This is a genomic window from Olleya sp. 1-3 (genome assembly GCF_002836085.1).
GTDB classification, from domain to species: domain Bacteria; phylum Bacteroidota; class Bacteroidia; order Flavobacteriales; family Flavobacteriaceae; genus Olleya; species Olleya namhaensis.
This window is the reverse complement of sequence record NZ_PJBW01000015.1, coordinates 1-21,062: the sequence shown is the minus strand read 5'-3', so window position 1 is coordinate 21,062 and position 21,062 is coordinate 1. Positions and strand designations below refer to the sequence as shown.

The following is a 21,062-nucleotide window of genomic DNA, read 5'->3' as shown; positions in this document are numbered from 1 at the left end:
TTTTAAAGTGAATTTAATAAATCTTCATCAACTAGATTAGGTAACGTTACTCTTAAATTAGGTTCAATAGCCATAGCGCGTTTTATTGCAAAAATAGCTTCGTCATTTCTGGCCCAACTTCGTCTTGAAATACCATTATTAACGTCCCAAAATAGCATTTGTTTTAATCGTTTTGATGCTTCCTTACTACCATCAAGAACCATACCAAATCCACCGTTAACAACTTCTCCCCAGCCAACACCACCACCGTTGTGTATACTTACCCAAGTAGCGCCTCTAAAACTATCGCCTATTACGTTTTGAATAGCCATATCTGCTGTAAATCTTGAGCCATCATAGATGTTAGAAGTCTCACGATACGGGCTGTCTGTTCCTGATACATCATGATGGTCTCGTCCTAATATTACAGTATCAATCTCTCCGTTTTTAATAGCTTGGTTAAAAGCTTCGGCAATTTTCATACGCCCTTCTGCATCAGCATATAATATTCTTGCTTGAGAGCCTACAACTAGTTTGTTGGCTTGTGCACCTTTAATCCATTGGATATTGTCAGCCATTTGTTGCTGGATTTCTGGAGGTGATTGTTTTTTGATGTCTTCTAATACTTGACAAGCAATAGCGTCTGTTTTGGCTAAATCTTCAGGTTTTCCTGACGCACAAACCCATCTAAAAGGACCAAAGCCATAATCAAAACACATAGGGCCCATAATATCTTGTACGTAACTTGGGTATCTAAAATCAATACCATTCTCAGCCATTATATCTGCTCCTGCTCTAGATGCTTCTAGTAAAAAGGCATTACCGTAATCAAAAAAGTATGTTCCTTTTGCAGTATGTTTATTAATAGCAGCAGTATGACGTCTTAATGTTTCTTGAACCTTTTCTTTAAACAATTCAGGATTGTCAGCCATCATTACATTAGCCTCTTTAAAAGAGAGGTCTGCAGGATAATATCCTCCAGCCCATGGATTGTGTAAAGAGGTTTGATCACTTCCAAGATCAATATGGATATTTGCTTTGTCAAAGGTTTCCCAAACGTCTACAATGTTTCCTAAGTAGGCGATTGATATGGTTTCTTTTTCGGCTTTAGCCTTAATAACACGATCTACTAATTGGTTTAAATCGGTAATTTTCTCATCAATCCAACCTTGATCCAAACGGACTTGCGTGATTTTTGGATTAACTTCAGCACAGACAGTAATACAACCCGCTATATTACCAGCTTTTGGTTGTGCACCAGACATTCCGCCTAATCCTGAAGTCACAAATAAGTTTCCTTTAGGTTCTTTTTTAATTTTTCTAAAACCATTCAATACGGTAATGGTCGTACCATGTACAATACCTTGTGGACCGATATACATGTAACTCCCGGCTGTCATTTGACCATATTGGGTTACACCTAGGGCATTAAATTTTTCCCAATCATCCGGTTTAGAATAGTTAGGGATCATCATACCGTTAGTAACAACAACTCTTGGGGCTTCTTTGTGTGATGGGAATAACCCCATTGGGTGTCCAGAGTACATGGTTAGTGTTTGCTCGTCATTCATTTCGGCCAAATACTTCATGGTTAGTCGGTATTGTGCCCAATTAGAAAATACAGCACCATTACCACCATAAGTAATTAACTCGTGTGGGTGTTGTGCCACAGCATAATCCAAGTTGTTTTGTATCATTAACATAATCGCTGCGGCTTGTTTTGATTGCGCAGGATAGTCGTTAATAGGTCTAGCGTACATTTTGTAATCTGGTCTTAAACGGTACATATAGATACGACCATACGTATCCAATTCATTTTTAAACTCAGGTAGTAATGTTGCATGATGTTTTTTATCAAAATAACGAAGCGCATTTTTTAAAGCTAACGTTTCTTCAGCTTTACTTAAAATAGACTTACGTTTTGGTGCGTGATTTATGTTAGCATCAAAAGGTTTAGGTTGTGGTAATTGGTTAGGGATACCTTCTAATATTTGGTCTTTAAATGTCATAGTATGTACTGACTTTAGTTGTTTTTAGTCGCATTTGTTTTAGCATCATATCCATACGGACAATGTCTGCAACCGCTCTCGCAACAATACCCGCGTTTTAAATGGTATTGCTCTGTAAAACAGCGATATCCTTCAGGTGTTAAGTAGTAATCACCGTCTTCTATTGGAATTATCTTCTTCATATCACAAAGATAACGTAAATTGGTGTACATTTTGAGATGTATAAATTATGATAATAGTATCTAAATTTTTAGTACCAAAGGGTTATACTGGAATGACCGTTTTTCCTTTTATTTTTTTAAAAAATAAAGGATTAAAACACAGTAAAACGCTTATTAATCATGAGAAAATTCATCTTAGACAACAATTAGAAATGTTAATACTACCGTTTTATATATGGTATGTGTTAGAGTTTTTAATACGTTATTATCAACATAAAAATTGGTTTTTAGCATATAAAAACTTGAGTTTTGAAAGAGAGGCGTATTGTAATGATACTAACTTAGTGTATTTAAAATCAAGACCATTTTGGCAATTTTTAAAGTATCTTAGCAAGCATGAAATTTAAGCCTGAACTTAGTGTCAATCAAAAAATAGAGCTTCCTTTTAAAAGTTCGGTCTCATTATACCTAAAACGTGAGGATTTAATACATCCTATAATTTCTGGAAATAAGTACAGAAAGTTAAAGTATAATATCGCTTTCGCTGAAAAACATAAGCATGATACCTTGCTTACTTTTGGTGGGGCTTTTTCTAATCATATCGCAGCTACTGCAGAAGCAGGTCGTGTATTTGGTTTTAAAACAATAGGCGTTATTAGAGGAGAAGAATTACGAGACAAGATTTTAGATAACCCTACATTGCGATTTGCACAAGATTGTGGTATGACGTTTAAGTTTATAAGTAGAGAGCATTTTAGGTTAAAATCTACACAGTCTATTATTGAAAAACTAAAAAGAGAGTTTGGTGATTTTTATCAAATTCCGGAAGGTGGTACTAATGATTTGGCTGTAAAAGGTTGCAAAGAGATCTTAAATCAAGCTGATTTTGATTTTAATTATATCTGTTCTTCAGTTGGTACAGGTGGGACATTGGCAGGATTAATTAATGTCTCTAAACCAGAGCAACAAGTTTTAGGTTTTTCGGCTTTAAAAGGCGACTTTTTAAAAGAAGATATTAGTAAATTTGCAGCACAGTCCAATTGGGAGTTAGTTACCGATTATCATTTTGGAGGCTACGCTAAGATAAATGCAGATTTAGTTGCGTTTATTAATCAGTTTAAAGCGGAGCAACAAATAGCACTAGACCCAGTATATACAGGTAAACTGTTATTTGGAATTTTTGATTTAATTAAGAATGGGTATTTTGAGGACAATGCAAAAATACTTGCAATCCATACAGGTGGCTTGCAAGGTGTAGAAGGCATGAATAAAAGACTAAAAAAGAAACAACAACAATTAATATTATAGTAAATGAAAAAAATAATAGCCATTCTTTGTATTACACTCTTAATTGTGAGTTGTGGATCATCCAAGAAAACAACCACCAAAAAAGGAAAACAAAATACTGTTAAGGTTGATAGAAAGAAAAAGAAAGCTGAAAAAGAAACTGAAGTCGCTGTTGTAGAAGAAGAAGCTATTACCGAAACTCCGGAAGTTTATGCAAATAAAACAGAAGAATATATTGCTATTTTTAGTGATATTGCTCAAAATGAAATGCGCAACTATCAAATACCTGCAAGTATAACATTAGCACAGGGAATTTTAGAATCAGGTTCTGGAAGTGGACGTTTGTCTGTAGAGGCTAATAATCATTTTGGAATTAAGTGTCATGAGTGGACAGGTGCTAAGATTTACCATGATGATGATGCATCTCAAGAATGTTTTAGAAAGTATAAAAATGCAAAATATAGTTTTAGAGATCACTCTTTGTTTTTGACGGAGCGTAAACGTTACTCTAAGTTATTTGAATTAGAAAAAGATGATTATGAAGGTTGGGCAAAAGGCTTAAGAGCAGCCGGCTATGCAACCGATAGAAAATATCCAAACAAGCTAATTAGCTTAATAGAGCGTTACCAGTTATATCGTTTTGATGCTGACGTTTTAGGTAAAGAATCAAAAGTTAGTGATAAACATGCTGTAGTAAAAGGAGACACATTGTATTCTATCTCTAGAAAATATAACATTTCTGTTACCGAATTAAAATCGTTGAATAGTTTAGATGGCAACGATTTATTTGTTGGACAGATTTTATTTGTAAAACCAATTCCAAAAGATTATTAAGGTTTATGATTTATAAACGTAGTAGTGCTTTGTTTGCTGAAGCAGAGAAAGTAATTCCTGGAGGTGTAAACTCTCCAGTCCGTGCATTTAAAGCAGTAGGTGGGACACCTATTTTTGTTAAAGAAGCTAAAGGCGCTTATTTGTATGATGAAGATGGTAACCAATTAATAGATTATATCGCATCATGGGGGCCAATGATTTTAGGTCACGCACACAAACCAGTGGTTGATGCAGTTATTGATAAAGCTAAAAAAGGAACCTCCTTTGGTATGCCTACTGAAATTGAAACCAAAATTGCTGAGTTAGCAGTATCAATGGTGCCTAATATTGATAAGATTCGTTTTGTTAATTCTGGAACAGAAGCTTGTATGAGTGCTGTTAGATTAGCAAGAGGGTATACTAATAAAGATAAGATTATCAAATTTGCTGGTTGTTATCATGGGCACTCAGATTCGTTTTTAATACAAGCGGGTAGTGGCGCAGTAACTTTTGGATCACCAAATAGTCCAGGAGTAACACAAGGTACGGCTAAAGATACATTGTTGGCTAAATACAACGATTTGGCCAATGTAGAAGCTTTAATTGAAGCTAACAAAAACGAAATTGCTTGTATTATAATTGAGCCAGTTGCTGGTAATATGGGATGCATTCCTCCAAAAACAGGTTTTTTAGAAGGGTTAAGACAATTGTGTGATGCTAATAATATTTTATTGGTATTTGATGAGGTTATGACTGGATTTAGATTAGCTAAAGGTGGTGCTCAAGAATTATTAGGTATTAAAGCAGATATTGTGTGTTTTGGTAAAGTAATAGGAGGTGGTTTACCTGTAGGTGCTTTTGCAGCTAAGGCTGAAATTATGGATCATTTAGCGCCTTTAGGACCAGTATATCAAGCAGGAACATTAAGTGGTAATCCATTAGCTATGGCTGCGGGATTAGCAATGTTAGAAGAATTAAATACGGGTGATGTGTTTTCAAGTTTAGCTAAGAAAACGGAATACCTACATAAAGGTATTGCTGAGGTTTTAGAACGATTAAAAGTAACACATACTATAAACAGATTAGGATCTATGATGTCTGTGCATTTTAGTGAAGGTCAAGTTGTAGATTTTGAGACGTCTGCTAAAGGAAACAACGAAACATTTAAAACTTTTTTCCATGGTATGCTTAATCAGGGTATCTATTTAGCACCAAGTGCTTTTGAAAGTTGGTTTTTAAATGACGCACTTTCATACGAGGATTTAGATAAAACTATTGCAGCTTGTGAAGCTGTCTTTAGTTAATAGAAAATTTTAGACACTAAAAAAGCCGATTATAAATTTATAATCGGCTTTTTTTATATGTAGTATTACTAAATTATTCAGTTTCAGATTGACCTGATAATTCTAAATATTTAGTGTATTGTTCGCTGTTAAGTACTTCATTCATTTGAGAAGATAAACGATCGTTGATTTTCTTTTCTAACGCACTATACTCAGTCGTACCTGTTTCAAAAGAGCTGTTTAGCGTTTCTGATTTTGCATAAAATTCTTGGAATGCAGGATACATTAATTCTTGAGTAGGTTTGTTCGCTTTTAAAGCTTTACCAAGCTCAACCGTTTTTGTTAGTGCTGCAGTAGTGACTTCTGCACTAAATTTTTGTTGTGCGCTAGCAGTGTTAGTTGCTAAAAATAAACCAAATACAAAAAGACAAAGCGTAATTATTTTTTTCATTGTGTAAGAGTTAATTAATTATACTCTCAAAGTAACACTTTTAGTTTAATAATCGCAAATAAAAAAGACGCTGAATAGATAATCAGCGTCTTTTTTCCTTAAAATGTAAATATTTCTTAATTATTCATCAGTTTCAGTACTATTTTTCTCATCTTTTCCGTGTTTTCTTTCACCTTTTTTATTATGCTTACGGCCATGGTTTCTTTTCATTTCTGATTTTTCCCACTTTTCATATTGGTCAGCATTTAAGATGTCCTTCATCTGTTTTTTAGTTGCTATTTGTGCATCTAATTTAGCATTCATTCTTTTAAGTTTTTCTTCTTTAGTTGGTTTTGCTTTTTCAGAATCTTCTTTTTTGTCTGCATGCTTTTTAAAGTGCTCTTTTCTTTGCTCTGCATTTTCTAAATTCAAAGCCATAACTTTTGTTTGTTGTGCTTCTGTCAAATCTAAATGCAAAGTCATTTTTTTAGTTTTTAACTCTGCCATTTCTTTTGGTTCAAGTTTCATGCGTTTTTCCAAACGTTCTTTTTTGTTTTCTTGACGTTTTTCGCTACTGTTATCTTGTGCATTTGCTTGAAATGTAATTAAAGCTAATGCTAGTATTGCTAATTTTTTCATTTGTATCTTATTTTAAATTGTTATACTTCTAAGACCCGCTATTTTCCAAAAGGTTTAACAAGTGCTTGTTTTTTAGCTTTTAATTAACATTGGTTTTTGCCATTTCTACAAGTTCTAAAGTGATGGTGTATAGCGGTTTGTTTTCCATTTTACTTTTTAACCAAGCGTAAAAACTCATTACAAAAATATCTTCTTGTTGGGCATCAACCCAAATAAAAGCACTTTCTATTCTAGCTTTAAATGTTGTAGTGGTTACAATATTTGGGTCTTTAAAATATAATTCGACAAAGCTTAAATACGTGATAACTCGATTTTGATTAATTTGTTTTAAATAGGAGTAGTATTGACGTTTAAAACTACGTAGTCTAGAGTCTACTAAATCGATGTGCTCTAATTCTATTTGTATTATAATGTCTATTAAGTTTTTTTTAATGACCCATTCTTTTCCTGCTTTAGTTTCGTAATAAGCATCGGTATGATAAAAGGTAGCCATAACTTGATTTGCTTTTTTATAGTCGTCATGTTGCACATGTGTCATTATTAAGCATAAGTGGATGTCTAATTGGCTTTCTATATCTTGATGTTTTAGTCTAGTGCTTTTTTCTAGTAAGGCAATAGCTTCTGTTTGTTGGTTGGTGTAATTAAATGTTAAACCTTTTAATAGGTTGTGTTTTAATATAAAGGTATTGAAGTGTTTTTTTTGATTGCTTTTTAATTGTATTTCCATTGTATTTAAGTATTGCGAAGCTTCGTCAAATTTCTTGTTCCTAAATAAAGTATTAGCAATCATATATAGTATTTGAATATGATAATAAGTTTGTTTTTCTCGATTTTTATATGATTTTAAAGTGGTGTAATGTTTTAATAAAAAGGATTCTATTTTGTAATAGTCATTGGTTACAAAAGCAGATAAGCTAACAATACTTATAATTTGATATAGCGCTTTAAATGTAATAGCATTTTCTAAATCTATATTATGTTCTTCCAGAGTATTGTTTAGTAATGTTTCTAGATCTAAGACCACACCTTTATAGTTTATGTTGTTAAGTGTTTGTCTAATTTTTGCATATACTATATTTAGTTGGTCTTCTGTATAGGCATTATGTTGGTTATTTTTAAAAGCAGTAATATAATGTTCTAGTTTATCTTGTGGTTGTGAGTAGGAGTATTGAATTTTTGTATGATAAATTTCATTCAAAATAGAAAACAAAGCATGTTCTATTGCTATTGTTTCAGCTTTAGCTAATAATTTATAGGCTGTTTTATATTGCTTTTTGGTAAGGCAGGCTCTAGCAGTGATTAGTAGTTTTATTAATTGCATTTCTACAGTACTCTCGTCTGCCAGATGTTTGTTGGCAATAAAATCTATAACAGATTGATATAACCGTTTTCTTAAAGCATGATATGCTCCTTTTTTCTGACTACCATAAAGTGTATTACAAATGGTAAATGTGTCCAAGTCCTTATCTTGAAGTAACTTGTAGAGTTGTATGTTTTTGGTATCGCTTCTTTTGTTCTTTTTTTCTAGAAACGATATAAACTGTTGTTGTTCTTCATTAGAAAATGTAGAAATTAAGCTGTTTAAATCGGTCATTTAATCGTCATTATTTGGTTAAAAATAGCCTTTTAAACAAGATTAATTCTATTTTTTATCTAAAATATATCGTCAGTTTTATTTAAAATCTGTTTTTATATAACTGTTTACCCGTTGCATCTTTGTCCTGTAATCAACAAATCAAAACATCATGAAAACATTTTTTAAAGCAACACTTATCGTTTTATTTTTTAGCGTCTTACTAGCTAACAGAATGGAGATTCAGAATTATTTAATAGACAGCTATCAATCTTATGTAGCAGACTTAAGTAGTCATACAGGAAGTAAGGTGAGTTATTTAGGTGTCTAAAGTAAATTAGTTTTATACGTCTTATCAAATTAAAGACATAATGTCTCAAACTTTATTTAAACAATAATTATCAAAAACAAAATATTATGGATTATCAAACAACAGTTTCAATCAATGAAGACCAAAAGTCTAAAAAGCCTAAAAAAAAGGCAACAACATATAATACAAAACCTACGCCAGCATTTGTAGGAGCGTCTTGGACGGCTTTATGTCTTGGTATGGTTTCGTATTGTATTGGATTATGGAATGCAAATATGCTTCTAAATGAAAAAGGGTACTATTTTACTATCTTGCTTTTTGGATTATTCTCTGTAATATCTGTACAGAAATCAGTGAGAGATAAGCTAGAAAATGTACCAGTAACAGAAATTTATTACGGTATAAGTTGGTTTACGTCTGTTGCAGCAATCGCATTATTAGTTATTGGATTGTGGAATGCAGATCTAGAACTTAGCGAAAAAGGGTTTTATGGTATGTCATTTACCTTAAGTCTTTTTGCAGCTATTGCAGTGCAAAAAAATACGCGAGATATCGCCTTTTTATCAAATGAGAAAACAGACAATGTTTAATATTTTGTTTTGATGATTGGTTAATGTGATGGTTAACCTAAAGCCTCGTGACGTATGTTACGAGGTTTTTAATCAAAATTGAATTAATTAAAACCATTAAAAATGAGTACGAAATTTATAAATACATTACCAGAATTAATAACAAATCAGATAATATCTGAAGACACTGCATTACGAATAGAACGTTACTTTGAGTCTAAAGAAGCCGAAGCGCCTCATAAGTTATTTGTAGTATTTGGTATTTTAGGATCATTATTAATAGGGTCTGGAATAATATTACTATTTGCCCATAATTGGGAATATTTGCCTAAGATGATCAAAACGGTATTGGCTTTTATCCCTTTAATCATTGGGCAATTGCTAGTTGGTTTTTCTATTTTTAAAAAGAAGAGTCAGACATGGAAAGAAGCATCAGGTGTCTTTCTGTTTTTTGGAGTAGGAGCTGCAATTGCTTTAATTGGTCAGATTTATAATGTGCCAGGCAATTTAGAAGGCTATTTATTAACATGGATTGCGTTATGTTTGCCTTTAGTTTATTTGCTTAAATCAAAAGTGTTAGCAATATTACATCTTGTTTTTGCAACTTATTATGCTTGTTTAGTCGGGTATTTTGGTAATGGACAGATACCATGGTTGTATTTGGTTATGTTAGTAGGTATACTTCCTTTTTATTACAACGTCATTAAAAATGAAGCAGCTTCTAATGGGTTTTCTTTACTTAATTGGTTATTCCCATTAAGTTTGACCATTACATTTGGAGCTTTTTTAGATGTTTCAAGCAGTATATTGTATCTGGTTTTTATATTGTTTTTTGGGTTGCTTTACAATATTGGGCAATTACCTTATTTAAAAATTCTAAAACTTAGAAAAAACGGTTACTTAGCAATTGGATCTCTTGGTGTAGTTGTTACACTTCTTTTAGCGTCTTTTCATAGATATTGGTCGGGAGACTTTAATTATGAGTATTACAGTGCATCAAGTTTTTACGTTCCAATACTTTTGATCACGCTTACAGTAGTAACTCTAGTCTATAGTCACATAAAAGATAGCTTAAAACCATTTAACTTGTTTAGATATGTATTTGCATTATATTTAATTGTTTTTATTGTTAGTAGTTATTATGCAACTGCGGGATTAGTATTAATTAACTTTTTAATACTTGGTTTAGGTATTACAACAGTAAAGACGGGAGTGGATAAATATCATTTTGGAATCTTAAACTATGGTTTACTTATTATAACCGCTTTAATTAGTTTTAGGTTTTTTGATACAAACATGAGCTTTGTTATTCGAGGCTTATTATTCATAACTATAGGAGTCGGTTTCTTTAGCGCAAATTACGTCATGCTTAAAAAGCAGAGATCAAATCAAAACAAATCTTTAAACAATTAAGATGAAAACAATATATCTCTTTATACTTTTTGTGGTTTTGGCTTTAATTCAATTAAGTGTGCCAGCTGCCATGGTTTTTAAAAACCAATCTGTTGTAAATTCAGGAACAGCTTATAAATTTAAAACACGCCCTATTGATCCAACAGATCCTTTTCGAGGGAAGTACATTACGCTGTCTTTCGACATGAATAATGCTGTCACAACAGATACATTATGGCAAAATCGTAGTGATATTTATGTGTATCTAAAAACGGATAGTTTAGGTTATGCTGCTGTAAAATCGGTAAGTCCATTTAAAACAAATACTGATGACGATTTTGTAATTGCTCAAACTTATGGCTATTACCAAAAAAGTAATGTTATTGACTTTATGTTACCTTTTGATAGGTTTTATATGGAAGAAAGTAAAGCGTATCCAGCCGAAATGGCTTACAGAAAAGCTAGCAGACAAGGTTTGTCAAATAATACTTATGCATTGGTCTATGTTAAAAACGGATATTCTGTTTTAGAAGATGTGTTTATTAATGAAGTACCAATAGGGACTTATGTCGAATTGCAAAAGACGACTGATTAATTGATTGTTTTACTAAATATAACAGATTTTAGACGTGTTGTATAGTATCAAAATCACATTAATTTATGTCGTAAAGAGTTGATTAAGAGTGTGTTTGTTGCTGTTTTGTGTTTTTTAACCTATAAAAACAACCAATCATCGAATTTCAAATAACATTAAGAGTTTTGAATGGGTAAATAGTTATTAGTGTGCTAATTTTATTACAAGATAATTAAGTACACAGACCTATGACGTTTTCAAATTTGATGATATTTTTAATTTTAGCACTTGTAATTGTAGTAATTATAAGAAGCCTTGGCGTTATGTCTAAAATTAAAACATCAAGACAAATGGGGATAAAACTTTCTAATAGAAATTGGTACTATAAATTCTTATCTAAAAATTTTCTAAAGAATTTACCCTCATAAATAGACACTAGAACAAAAAAAAGGAACTACAGTTATGTAGTTCCTTTTTTTGTTTAAACCAATTTGGTTATTTGTAGTAGTTAAACAACTTCTACAAATAGTCCATCATCAGTTTTGTTTACTTTGGCAACGCCTAATTTGGTTAAACCTTTTATAGTTTTATCCCACTTCTTATTACTTAATCCAGATTGCTCTTTAAGTGCGTTTAATTCTATTGGGCTAGTCGTTTTTAATAAAGCAAGTACCGCTTTTTCTTCCTCATTCATTGGTGCTGCTTTCTTTTCAGGTCGCATTTGAGGGAAAAATAATACTTCTTGTATAGATTGATTATTCGTTAAAAACATAATTAATCTATCCATTCCAATTCCCATTCCAGATGTTGGAGGCATACCGTACTCTAAAGCACGTAAAAAGTCTTCGTCTATAAACTCTGTTGCTTCATCATCACCTTTAGCTGCCAATTTTAATTGATGCTCAAAACGTTGACGCTGGTCTATTGGATCATTAAGTTCAGAATAAGCATTTGCTATTTCTTTACCACAAACCATAAGTTCAAAACGTTCCGTTAATTCGGGGTTTTCTCTGTGTTCTTTACATAATGGACTCATTTCTTTTGGATAGTCCGTAATAAATGTAGGTTGGATGTAGTTTCCTTCACATTTTTCACCAAAAATTTCATCAATCAGCTTTCCTTTGCCCATGGTTGCGTCTACACTAATGCCCATGTCTTTAGCTGCTGTTCTTATTTCGTCTTCTGTTTTTCCTGTAATATCAAATCCAGTAAAGTGCTTAATAGAGTCTGCCATAGTAACTCTAGCATAAGGTGCTTTAAAGTCTATTTTATGATCTCCAAAAGTAGCTTCAGATGTTCCATTTACGGCTATAGCACAATGTTCTAGAAGTTGTTCGCAAAAGTCCATCATCCAATTGTAGTCTTTGTAGGCTACATAAATTTCCATTGCTGTAAATTCTGGATTGTGTGTTCTGTCCATTCCTTCATTACGGAAGTTTTTAGAAAACTCATAAACACCATCAAAACCACCAACAATTAATCGTTTTAGGTATAACTCGTTAGCAATACGCATATATAATGGTATGTCTAAACTGTTATGGTGTGTAATAAAAGGTCTTGCAGCTGCTCCACCAGGAATTGGTTGTAATATTGGTGTTTCTACTTCAAAATAACCTGAGTCATTAAAAAAGCTACGCATAGCATTAAATAACTTAGTACGTTTTATAAAAACATCTTTAACATGTGGGTTTACAGCTAAGTCAGCATAACGTTGTCTGTAACGCATTTCTGGGTCTGTAAACGCATCGTATGTTTTTCCGTCTTTTTGTTTTGGAATTGGTAGTGGTTTTAAAGATTTACTTAGTAAAGAAAACCCTTTAACTAATATTGTTTTTTCTCCAACTTGTGTTGTAAACAATTCACCTTCAATACCAACAAAATCTCCTAAGTCTAATAATTTTTTAAAGACAACATTATATTGGTCTTTATCCTCTCCAGGACAAATTTCGTCTCTGTTAAAATATAACTGTATACGTCCTTCAGAATCTTGTAATTGTGCAAAAGATGCTTTTCCTTGAATGTTAATTGCCATCAATCTACCAGCAACAACTACCTGTTTGCCTTCTTTGAATTCCTGTTTAATCTGTTTAGAATTGTCAGAAACAGGATATAAATCTGCTGGATAAGGGTTGATACCTAACTCGCGTAATTTTGCAAGTTTTTCTCTACGTACGAGCTCTTGCTCAGATAATTGTGACATAGTTTTATTGTAAAAAAAAATTAAGGCACAAAGATAAGCGTTTGTAACAAAAAATAAGTGATAACATCAAATAAGTACAACATCAAACAATTAAATTTTTTATTAGTTATATCAAGTGTTTTTTGCACCTTGTTATATAACGACTTAAAAACACTGTTTGTATTGGTGTTAATTAAATAAGGATTGTATTTTGAGTATCATTAACGCTCTGACTGGTTGTTGTAATTTCGGGATGTGTAATATTCAATAATCTTGAAAGATATATTGTATCTTTGTACCATTAATTTTGTTATGAATAAAACGATACAACTACAGGATTTAGGGACAAAAGACTTTAAAGAAACTTGGGATTACCAAGAGCAACTATTTAAAGGGATTTTAGATACTAAAATAAAAAATAGAAGACAAGCTGCGGGTTTAGAAACAGATAATTTCTTTCTGTTTGTCGAGCATCCTCATGTATATACTTTAGGGAAGAGTGGTGATATGTCTAACTTGTTGTTAAATGAAGACCAACTAAAAGCTAAAGGTGCTACATTTTATAAAATAAACAGAGGGGGAGATATTACATATCATGGTCCTGGTCAAATTGTAGGATATCCTATTTTAGATTTGGATAATTTTTTTACTGATATACATAAGTATTTACGTTTTTTAGAAGAGGTAATTATTTTAACCTTGGATGAATACGGTATAAGAGCTACTCGAAGTGAAGGCGAAACTGGTGTTTGGCTTGACGTTGGAACACCTTTTGCACGTAAAATTTGTGCTATGGGTGTTAGAGCAAGTCGATGGGTGACTATGCACGGATTTGCACTTAACGTGAATGCTAACCTAGGGTATTTTGATAATATTATTCCTTGTGGTATTAGAGGTAAAGCAGTAAGTTCTTTAAACGTAGAACTTGGTGTTAAAGAAGTAGATGAGGCAGAAGTAAAAGCAAAAATATTAAAACACTTTAGTAAAATGTTTGAGGCTGAGTTTAAGCAATAATAATTACTATATACCCTAAGTATGGTTATGTATTAAAACTAAACTTAGGGTATTAGAAATTAGCTTTAAAGTATTATGCTTCTGCATTAAAAAACACTTTATAGTAGTGCATTTTTTTCTCTTCGTCATAACCGCGTTCTAAATATTCTTGCGCAGCATCGGGAGAATCTATATCTAATTTAATTTGGATGTTAGTATCCAATTTAATGTCTGTTTTAATTTTCTTTTTATCCTTCTTAACTACAGCTTCAGCAAGATCAAATTGATTTCTTAATAATACATTTTGTTCTCCTTCATATTCTTTTTTGAAATCTTCAAATAACTGTATGTGATTTTCTTCAGTAAAGACTTCTTCTTTAAAACGTTCAACGTTTATAATTTCGTTCTCCTTAAAATAGTCGATTGTTTTTGCTAAAAAGATATTACGTTCTTGTTCTCCAAAACTTGTCTTTAAAATCTCAGTAGAAAACTCACTGCACATATCTAAGTAGTTATGTGTGTGATTATTCATATCATCAGCATATTTTATGTTTAGAAAACGATCTAACCAGTATTGTGCATCATAACTGTTGTTGTCGACACTCAAAATAATGTTACCTTCCATGTCTGTTTGATTTAAAATCAAACACCCTTTGTCAACTTTTTTGGACGAGATTCCTTTTTGTACTAAAACGTCATAGCTACTATCCTCTAAAAAGGTTTGAAAGAAATTTGTTTTGTTTTCAATTTTAAATATTCCAATAGCATTGGTAACCATTTCTTTGTATTCAATACCTTCAAAAACAGCAACCAAAACATCTCCGGTTTTTATTTGTGCAGAATTACTTTGTTCAAACAAATGCTTAACTATGTTTTTAGACATCTCGACAAATGCATCATCGTCATTAAAGATTTGTTTACTGTAAGAGTTAATCTCGTTAAGCTCCACATTGGCGTGGTGATTAAATCGGTAACTCTGGACAACGCTTCCAAATGGCCTTAGTAAAAAGGGTAGCATAAGCTCATAACTCTCTTCGTCAAAATGAACTTCTTTCTCAGAAAATGCATTTTTTGTGTCGTTATGTTTGTTACCAACCTTGTGAATTATAAATTTTGAAATGGTAGCGAGTTTACGTGTAATCATCTTTAAAATTGAAGTTTGTATTCAGTTACAATGTTACTAAATTAAGCAGAAATAATGCGTAAAAAAACCGAAGACTTTGCTTCGGTTTTTAATAATCTTAATTTTAAATACTTAGTTTATTTTGTAAACTAGTATAGAATTATTTTCGCCTTTAGTAACAAACTCTAAATTAGAATCTTTGTCAATGTTCTTTAAATCTATAGCAGATGTGCCATAAACAGGAAAGTTGTCTTGCAACACACCATTGCTATCATAAAGTAGTACTTTTTGAGTTTGTTTATCCGTAGTGGAAATGTATATTTTATTGTCTATCAAAAATAACTGAGCAGGGGTATAGGTTCCAAAGTCTAATTCTAAAGTGTGATCTTTAATGTTTAATAAGTTATTACTTTGAGAAACTAGTGTTTTTGTAGTAGAAACTAGACTATTATTATCTGTTAGGTTTTTATCCATTACAGATACGGCGCCTTTAGTGGTTATTGTTGCTAGTTTTCCTTCTTTTGTTGTTGTTATAAAATCAGAATTATAATCAAAAACAGGTTGATTAGAATAGTTTAAGTTTGTTTTAGGTGTAACTCTAGTTTTACCTCGTCTATCCAGAATATATAATTTATGCTCTGTTTTAAATACTAAATAATCTTTTCTGCCAATCCTAATATGTTGTGGTTGACTATTAAAATCTTCTTTTGCAGATTTAAAATTAAAACCTTTGACCTTTTTTCCTCTTCCGTCATATAGTAATACGTTTTTACCTTGAGTAACAAACAGTCTGTATTTTTTTCGTTTATCGTAATCAAAAACAGATAATGGTTGTGTAATTTGATCTGAAAACTTCATAGGGAATGGCTTGACATCATTCCCATTTCGGTCCAATACATAAACACGGTTTGGAGTTGCGAAGGCATATTGCAAGCGTCCATTTTTATACATATCTATCTGTTCAATACGACCTATAATAGGGCCATGTAGTTGTTTTTTCCAAAGTATTTTTCCGTCATTAGTTATCAAATACAGCTTATTTGTAACATCCTGAACAATTATATTTTGTTGCTTAGTGCGATGGTTTTTTACAAATTGAGGTGTGTTAAGTACGTCATTGTCAAGTTTGATGTTAAATATTTCGGTAATAGAATTTTCAGCAACCGTATTTTTGCTTTGTTTTATTATGGCATTAAAATGCGCGAAATCACCATCGTATATAAATTGAAAAGCTGAGCTTTTATATTTACTAAAATCTAAATCTTGCTTTGTGTTTAGATTAGAGGTTACCAATTGTTCTAAATTGGTTGGATTTAAGACTTGCAGTATAGATGCTTGACTACTTAATCCTGCGCTAATATCTTTATAATAGGAACGATCGTTTAATGTGGTTTGATTCTGGTAATTAATTATTACATTTTCTAAAGCATCTGTGTTTGATGCAAAAATTATAAACTGATTAATTATACAGTATTTTGTTGCTTTATCTAAAGTAATAAATGGTTTTAATTGCTGTTTAAACAGGTCTGGTTTAGAAAATTTGTAAAGATTTACACCTCTAAAATCTTCTATCTTTTCTTGCTCACTTAGCAGTGCTTCTTTTGTAGCAATGACATCAATCGTGTTTAGTACAACAACACTAGTAGTGTCAGTATATAGTTCTCCAAATTCAATAATATTGTCAAAAAGGGTAGTGTTTTTAGTAATAGTATCTACTGTATTAAAGCCGTCTAAGTTGTCTTTAAAAACACTAAACTCATTAAAAGTGATACTCAAAAAACCATCGCTATTAGAAGGTGTGATTTGCGCTAGTTGATTATCTTGTGGTAGAGTGTTTTTAAAAACATTAATTAAACTAGAGCTGTCGATTGCTTTTGTAATTCCGGTTAACACTAATTCATTTTGACTAACTTCTGTGTCAAAAGTTAGGTTGTTTGTTAGTGTCTTAAAAGGAATCGTGGTGTTTTTAAAAATGTGTTTTAAACTACCGTTGTTTAAATACACAGAAAACGAAGCATCTTTATCTTGAGTTTGTATTATTTTTTTTACTGAAGCATTTTTAGTATTTCCATTAAATAAATCTTCTAAATGGCTAGTGTTGTTAGATCCTATTAATAAATCACCTTGTTTCGAAACATATATTGTTTGTTTGTCAATGTTTACCTTTTCAACAGCTAGGCCTTTTAATTGATAGGGCTCGCGCGTAATTTTAAGGCTATCTAAAGTAAATACTGAATCCGTTAATTTGGTTACAAAACTATAAGTTAGGCTGTCTTTTTGATCTTTAAATAAGTTAATGTAAAAAGGTTGTTGGCTTTTTATTTGGTTTAAAAAATTTAAGGTTTCAGTAAAGGTCTTGTAGTGTTCTGTTTTAGATAAAGATTCAATAAAATTATTGTTACCAGTGTTGCTCTTAAAATTGTCTAAATTATTAATAGTTAAAACAAAATCAGAATCAGCATAAATAAAGTCTTCTATTGTGTTTTTTTCTGGTGCAGATTCACAAGAAAAAATCAATAAAATTATAAGAAAACTATACCAAGAGTGTTTCATAAAAGGCGTCATATTTATACAAATATAGTAAGTTACAGTTCTAATTTCAATTGTTCGGGTAATAGTCTAAAGGATTTTCGGTGGTATTTTGTGGCACCATATTTTCTAATGGCTTCTCTGTGTTGTTTTGTGGGGTAGCCCTTATTTTGTTTCCAGTTATACATCGGAAATTCTTCATGGATTTTATTCATGTATTCATCACGGTATGTTTTTGCTAAAACGGATGCTGCAGCAATACTCATATATTTACCGTCTCCTTTAATAATGGTTTCTGAAGGGATGTCCTTATAAGGTTTAAATCTATTACCATCAACAATTATAAATTCAGGTGTTTTTGGCATGGCTTCAATTGCGTTGTGCATAGCCAAAATAGAAGCGTTTAATATGTTTATCTCGTCAATAGTATCTTCATAAACATGGCTGAAACCAAAACATAGGGCTTGTTCCTCAATTATTGGACGCAATAAATCTCTTTTTTTTTCGCTAATTTGTTTAGAGTCATTTAATATGGCATTTTTAAATCTAGGTTTCAAAATTACTGCAGCAGCAGTAACAGGACCAGCAAGACAACCGCGACCAGCTTCATCTGTTCCGCACTCTAATTTATGTTTTGTATATTTTAACTTAAGCATTAAATAAAAATGAAGGTTTAACGTTATACTATATTCAATTTTGTGCCTTTCTTGACAGAAAGCACAAAACCATAAAGATATTTGCTATTTTTGGCAAAAATAAATGTTTCAGATTTAAATTAAAGGTCTAAAATAGTCACCATTTAATGAAAAAAATAATTTTCTCTTTTCTTTTAACCGCTTTTGTAAGCATAGCTTATGCTCAAAAGCCTACACTTAAAAAATCTTTAAACTCAGATTCTAGTGTAAACGCATCTAATACGCAAGATAGCACTAAGTCTAAAAGATCAAACACAAATAAAAGCGAAAAGCAAAAAGCAATAATCTCAGAGTATTTGATTATTTCTTCAACAAGAGACACAACTTATCTAGATACAACGTTAAGTATTAATAAGGAGTATAAATATAATTATTTAAGACGTGATAATTTTGGGCTAATGCCATTTGCTAACGTTGGACAAACATATAATAGTCTAACATATAATTTTGAAAACACCAATCAACTTCCTGGATTTGGAGCAAAGTCTAAGCATTTTAATTATCTAAATGCAGACGATGTTAATTACTATCACGCACCAACACCACTAACAGAACTTTATTTTAAGACAGCATTCACGCAAGGACAGCAGTTAGATGCATTCTTTACAACAAATACATCAAGACAATTTAATTTGTCAATAGGGTATAAGGGATTGCGATCACTAGGTTTTTATCAAAACTCATTAAGTAGTTCTGGTAATTTAAGGATTACAGCAAGTTATAAAACAAAAAATAAAAGGTATGTTTTAAACACGCATTTTACATCTCAAGATATATTAAATCAAGAAAATGGTGGATTAAAAGACGATAATATAGCATTTTTCGAATCCGGAGATCCTGATTTTGATGACAGGGGAGTCTTAGAAGTTAATTTTGAAGATGCAGAAAACCTGTTATTAGGTAAGCGTTTTTATTTAAACCATAGCTATGATTTAGTGCAAGCAAAGGATTCAGTAAGTTCAAACAAAATCCAACTAGCACATGTTATGACGTTAGAGGATAAAATTTATACCTACGATCAAACAACAGCCAACACAGATTATTTCGGAGACTCTTTTCAAACTAGTAATATAAAGGACAGAACAGAGCTAGAGCAATTTACCAATCAACTACAATTAAACTATAGTAATTCAACATTAGGTAACATTCAATTTAATGCGACTCACAATAATTACAATTACGGTTATAATAAAATTGTGCTTCTTGATCAAAATGTAATTCCTAATAGATTAAAAGGAGATGTTTTATCTGTAGGAGCAAAATATAATAAGCAATACAAAGGATTTAATTTAAGAGGAGATGCAGGATTAAATGTGTCTGGAGATTTTGACGGAAACTATATTTCCGGTACAGCGTCTTATCTGTTAAATAAAGATCTTAAAGTGTCTGCAAATATTAACCATAATTCGGTTGCTCCAAATTTCAACACCCTATTATTTCAAAGTAGTTACAAAAACTATAACTGGAGCAATCAATTTGACAATATAAAAACACAACAATTAGTATTTAAGGTGCAGTCTAATAAATACGCAAATTTAACCCTGGACTTAAATACAATAAACGACTACGTGTATTTTGCAAAAAACGAAGAGGATGGTGTCAAAGCGTTTCAAAGTACAAACCCTATAACGTATTTAAAAGTTAAGCTTCAAAAGGAAATTAGGTATAAAAACATCGCATTAGACAATACCATACTATATCAAAACGTAAAAGACGATTCAAATGTCTTAAACGTTCCGCAAATAGTAACCCGAAACACGCTTTACTATTCAAACCATATATTTAAAAAAGCAATGTTTTTGCAAACAGGAGTAATATTCAATTACTTTTCAGCATATAATATGGACGCCTACGATCCGTTAATAGCAGAGTTCTATACTCAAAACAATCAAGAGCTAGGAGGGTTTCCTAAGTTAGACTTCTTTGTTAACGCAAAAATTAGACAAACTAGAGTGTATTTAAAAGCAGAGCATTTCAATGCACTATTTTCAGATCCTACATATTACTCAGCACCAAACCAACCATTCCGTGATTTTGCAATACGTTTCGGTTTAGTGTGGAATTTCTTTTTGTAATATAATCAGGGCGTTACCCAAAGGGTCGGGCTATCACTACTCGCTTTTTTTTACAAATCATATACCTTATATATGGTGTCGTATTTAAAATAATCAAAAGTCATAATACTATAAGGTATATAAAAAAAAAGAGCTCAAACAGACCGTTCTATCCCTAACGCGTTGCAAATCAATACACAGTCTTCAATACAGCCAACATTTGTAATCTTGAGGTAATTCAATCCTAAAAAAACGATTAAAAAATATAGTATTGTAACACGCTAAGCACAAAGGATTAAAGACAGATGTTATCTTTAAATTAAAAAAAGATTATCAAAAGGGTTGTGGGAACCAAAAAGGCTTGTATATTTGCACCCCGAAAACGACGTAACTATAACAGGTTATTTAGCAATTAGGAAACGTTCAGAGAGTTATTATAACAGTGATATAAAAAAGATTCAAATCTTTTC

19 protein-coding genes are annotated in these 21,062 nt (G+C 31.7%); 10 read left to right on the top strand and 9 right to left on the bottom strand.

The annotated features are described in order from the left end of the window. Nucleotides 1–2: 2 nt before the first annotated feature. Both CXF54_RS12710 and CXF54_RS15725 read right to left on the bottom strand, forming a co-directional pair. On the bottom strand, nucleotides 3–1,988 hold the full coding sequence (locus CXF54_RS12710) for a urocanate hydratase (protein WP_090842425.1): 1,986 nt from the start codon (nucleotides 1,986–1,988) through the stop codon (nucleotides 3–5). Between the two features lie 14 nt (nucleotides 1,989–2,002). Further along, nucleotides 2,003–2,170 (bottom strand): DUF5522 domain-containing protein, encoded by a 168-nt coding sequence (locus CXF54_RS15725; protein WP_157823449.1) that lies wholly within the window; start codon nucleotides 2,168–2,170, stop codon nucleotides 2,003–2,005. 47 nt (nucleotides 2,171–2,217) lie between these two features. Between CXF54_RS15725 and CXF54_RS12705 the strand changes: the two genes are divergently transcribed. From CXF54_RS12705 to hemL, 4 genes are read left to right on the top strand one after another with little or no spacing between them, the layout of a single operon-like run. Beyond that, nucleotides 2,218–2,556 (top strand): hypothetical protein, encoded by a 339-nt coding sequence (locus CXF54_RS12705; RefSeq protein WP_090842423.1) that lies wholly within the window; start codon nucleotides 2,218–2,220, stop codon nucleotides 2,554–2,556. Continuing rightward, nucleotides 2,546–3,457: a 1-aminocyclopropane-1-carboxylate deaminase/D-cysteine desulfhydrase gene (locus CXF54_RS12700; RefSeq protein ID WP_101203843.1), complete on the top strand. Its 912-nt coding sequence runs from the start codon at nucleotides 2,546–2,548 to the stop codon at nucleotides 3,455–3,457. Before CXF54_RS12705 ends, CXF54_RS12700 begins: the two co-directional genes overlap by 11 nt. A gap of 3 nt (nucleotides 3,458–3,460) precedes the next feature. Next, nucleotides 3,461–4,270, top strand: coding sequence for a glucosaminidase domain-containing protein (locus CXF54_RS12695; RefSeq protein WP_101203842.1), 810 nt, complete (start codon nucleotides 3,461–3,463; stop codon nucleotides 4,268–4,270). A 5-nt stretch (nucleotides 4,271–4,275) separates the two neighbouring features. Next, nucleotides 4,276–5,553, top strand: coding sequence for a glutamate-1-semialdehyde 2,1-aminomutase (gene hemL / locus CXF54_RS12690; RefSeq protein ID WP_101203841.1), 1,278 nt, complete (start codon nucleotides 4,276–4,278; stop codon nucleotides 5,551–5,553). Between the two features lie 73 nt (nucleotides 5,554–5,626). Here hemL and CXF54_RS12685 read toward each other — a convergent pair whose 3' ends face one another. From CXF54_RS12685 to CXF54_RS12675, 3 genes are all read right to left on the bottom strand, one after another. Continuing rightward, nucleotides 5,627–5,983 (bottom strand): hypothetical protein, encoded by a 357-nt coding sequence (locus CXF54_RS12685; RefSeq protein ID WP_101203840.1) that lies wholly within the window; start codon nucleotides 5,981–5,983, stop codon nucleotides 5,627–5,629. A 120-nt stretch (nucleotides 5,984–6,103) separates the two neighbouring features. Continuing rightward, nucleotides 6,104–6,601, bottom strand: coding sequence for a DUF4890 domain-containing protein (locus tag CXF54_RS12680; RefSeq protein WP_101203839.1), 498 nt, complete (start codon nucleotides 6,599–6,601; stop codon nucleotides 6,104–6,106). Nucleotides 6,602–6,680: 79 nt separating this feature from the next. Beyond that, nucleotides 6,681–8,195, bottom strand: coding sequence for a tetratricopeptide repeat protein (locus tag CXF54_RS12675; RefSeq protein WP_101203838.1), 1,515 nt, complete (start codon nucleotides 8,193–8,195; stop codon nucleotides 6,681–6,683). Nucleotides 8,196–8,346: 151 nt separating this feature from the next. Here CXF54_RS12675 and CXF54_RS15720 point away from each other — a divergent pair, with 151 nt between their 5' ends. From CXF54_RS15720 to CXF54_RS12660, 4 genes are all read left to right on the top strand, one after another. Next, nucleotides 8,347–8,505 (top strand): hypothetical protein, encoded by a 159-nt coding sequence (locus CXF54_RS15720; RefSeq protein WP_157823448.1) that lies wholly within the window; start codon nucleotides 8,347–8,349, stop codon nucleotides 8,503–8,505. 86 nt (nucleotides 8,506–8,591) lie between these two features. Further along, a complete protein-coding gene (gene yiaA, locus CXF54_RS12670) occupies nucleotides 8,592–9,074 on the top strand; it encodes an inner membrane protein YiaA (protein WP_090842406.1) in 483 nt (160 codons plus the stop codon). A 102-nt stretch (nucleotides 9,075–9,176) separates the two neighbouring features. Continuing rightward, nucleotides 9,177–10,466, top strand: a complete 1,290-nt coding sequence (locus CXF54_RS12665; protein ID WP_101203837.1) for a DUF2157 domain-containing protein — start codon at nucleotides 9,177–9,179, stop codon at nucleotides 10,464–10,466. 1 nt (nucleotide 10,467) lies between these two features. After that, nucleotides 10,468–11,040, top strand: coding sequence for a GDYXXLXY domain-containing protein (locus CXF54_RS12660; RefSeq protein WP_101203836.1), 573 nt, complete (start codon nucleotides 10,468–10,470; stop codon nucleotides 11,038–11,040). Nucleotides 11,041–11,527: 487 nt separating this feature from the next. On the opposite strand, the gene lysS is transcribed toward CXF54_RS12660, so the two are convergent. Beyond that, nucleotides 11,528–13,219, bottom strand: coding sequence for a lysine--tRNA ligase (lysS, locus tag CXF54_RS12655; protein WP_101203835.1), 1,692 nt, complete (start codon nucleotides 13,217–13,219; stop codon nucleotides 11,528–11,530). 291 nt (nucleotides 13,220–13,510) lie between these two features. Here lysS and lipB point away from each other — a divergent pair, with 291 nt between their 5' ends. Beyond that, the gene (gene lipB / locus CXF54_RS12650; protein WP_101203834.1) at nucleotides 13,511–14,212 is read left to right on the top strand and encodes a lipoyl(octanoyl) transferase LipB; all 702 of its coding nucleotides are present in this window, start codon (nucleotides 13,511–13,513) and stop codon (nucleotides 14,210–14,212) included. 73 nt (nucleotides 14,213–14,285) lie between these two features. Here the strand turns inward: lipB and CXF54_RS12645 are convergent, their stop codons facing one another. The 3 genes from CXF54_RS12645 to CXF54_RS12635 all read right to left on the bottom strand — a co-directional run bounded on the left by CXF54_RS12645 (nucleotide 14,286) and on the right by CXF54_RS12635 (nucleotide 18,499). Then, nucleotides 14,286–15,335 (bottom strand): nucleoid-associated protein, encoded by a 1,050-nt coding sequence (locus CXF54_RS12645; RefSeq protein WP_090842395.1) that lies wholly within the window; start codon nucleotides 15,333–15,335, stop codon nucleotides 14,286–14,288. A 111-nt stretch (nucleotides 15,336–15,446) separates the two neighbouring features. Continuing rightward, nucleotides 15,447–17,867, bottom strand: a complete 2,421-nt coding sequence (locus CXF54_RS12640) for a ribonuclease HII (RefSeq protein WP_101203833.1) — start codon at nucleotides 17,865–17,867, stop codon at nucleotides 15,447–15,449. Nucleotides 17,868–17,899: 32 nt separating this feature from the next. After that, a complete protein-coding gene (locus CXF54_RS12635) occupies nucleotides 17,900–18,499 on the bottom strand; it encodes a ribonuclease HII (RefSeq protein ID WP_090842391.1) in 600 nt (199 codons plus the stop codon). Nucleotides 18,500–18,645: 146 nt separating this feature from the next. Here CXF54_RS12635 and CXF54_RS12630 point away from each other — a divergent pair, with 146 nt between their 5' ends. Next, nucleotides 18,646–20,613, top strand: coding sequence for a putative porin (locus CXF54_RS12630; protein WP_101203832.1), 1,968 nt, complete (start codon nucleotides 18,646–18,648; stop codon nucleotides 20,611–20,613). Nucleotides 20,614–21,062: the final 449 nt, after the last annotated feature.

Coding starts and splice junctions, on each gene's coding strand:
- yiaA (WP_090842406.1), top strand. CDS start 8,592: ATGGATTATCAAACAACAGTTTCAATCAATGAAGACCAAAAGTCTAAA.
- CXF54_RS12685 (WP_101203840.1), bottom strand. CDS start 5,983: ATGAAAAAAATAATTACGCTTTGTCTTTTTGTATTTGGTTTATTTTTA.
- hemL (WP_101203841.1), top strand. CDS start 4,276: ATGATTTATAAACGTAGTAGTGCTTTGTTTGCTGAAGCAGAGAAAGTA.
- CXF54_RS12660 (WP_101203836.1), top strand. CDS start 10,468: ATGAAAACAATATATCTCTTTATACTTTTTGTGGTTTTGGCTTTAATT.
- CXF54_RS12680 (WP_101203839.1), bottom strand. CDS start 6,601: ATGAAAAAATTAGCAATACTAGCATTAGCTTTAATTACATTTCAAGCA.
- CXF54_RS15720 (WP_157823448.1), top strand. CDS start 8,347: ATGAAAACATTTTTTAAAGCAACACTTATCGTTTTATTTTTTAGCGTC.
- CXF54_RS12645 (WP_090842395.1), bottom strand. CDS start 15,335: ATGATTACACGTAAACTCGCTACCATTTCAAAATTTATAATTCACAAG.
- CXF54_RS15725 (WP_157823449.1), bottom strand. CDS start 2,170: ATGAAGAAGATAATTCCAATAGAAGACGGTGATTACTACTTAACACCT.
- CXF54_RS12700 (WP_101203843.1), top strand. CDS start 2,546: ATGAAATTTAAGCCTGAACTTAGTGTCAATCAAAAAATAGAGCTTCCT.
- lipB (WP_101203834.1), top strand. CDS start 13,511: ATGAATAAAACGATACAACTACAGGATTTAGGGACAAAAGACTTTAAA.
- CXF54_RS12635 (WP_090842391.1), bottom strand. CDS start 18,499: ATGCTTAAGTTAAAATATACAAAACATAAATTAGAGTGCGGAACAGAT.
- lysS (WP_101203835.1), bottom strand. CDS start 13,219: ATGTCACAATTATCTGAGCAAGAGCTCGTACGTAGAGAAAAACTTGCA.
- CXF54_RS12705 (WP_090842423.1), top strand. CDS start 2,218: ATGATAATAGTATCTAAATTTTTAGTACCAAAGGGTTATACTGGAATG.
- CXF54_RS12630 (WP_101203832.1), top strand. CDS start 18,646: ATGAAAAAAATAATTTTCTCTTTTCTTTTAACCGCTTTTGTAAGCATA.
- CXF54_RS12640 (WP_101203833.1), bottom strand. CDS start 17,867: ATGAAACACTCTTGGTATAGTTTTCTTATAATTTTATTGATTTTTTCT.
- CXF54_RS12665 (WP_101203837.1), top strand. CDS start 9,177: ATGAGTACGAAATTTATAAATACATTACCAGAATTAATAACAAATCAG.
- CXF54_RS12710 (WP_090842425.1), bottom strand. CDS start 1,988: ATGACATTTAAAGACCAAATATTAGAAGGTATCCCTAACCAATTACCA.
- CXF54_RS12695 (WP_101203842.1), top strand. CDS start 3,461: ATGAAAAAAATAATAGCCATTCTTTGTATTACACTCTTAATTGTGAGT.
- CXF54_RS12675 (WP_101203838.1), bottom strand. CDS start 8,195: ATGACCGATTTAAACAGCTTAATTTCTACATTTTCTAATGAAGAACAA.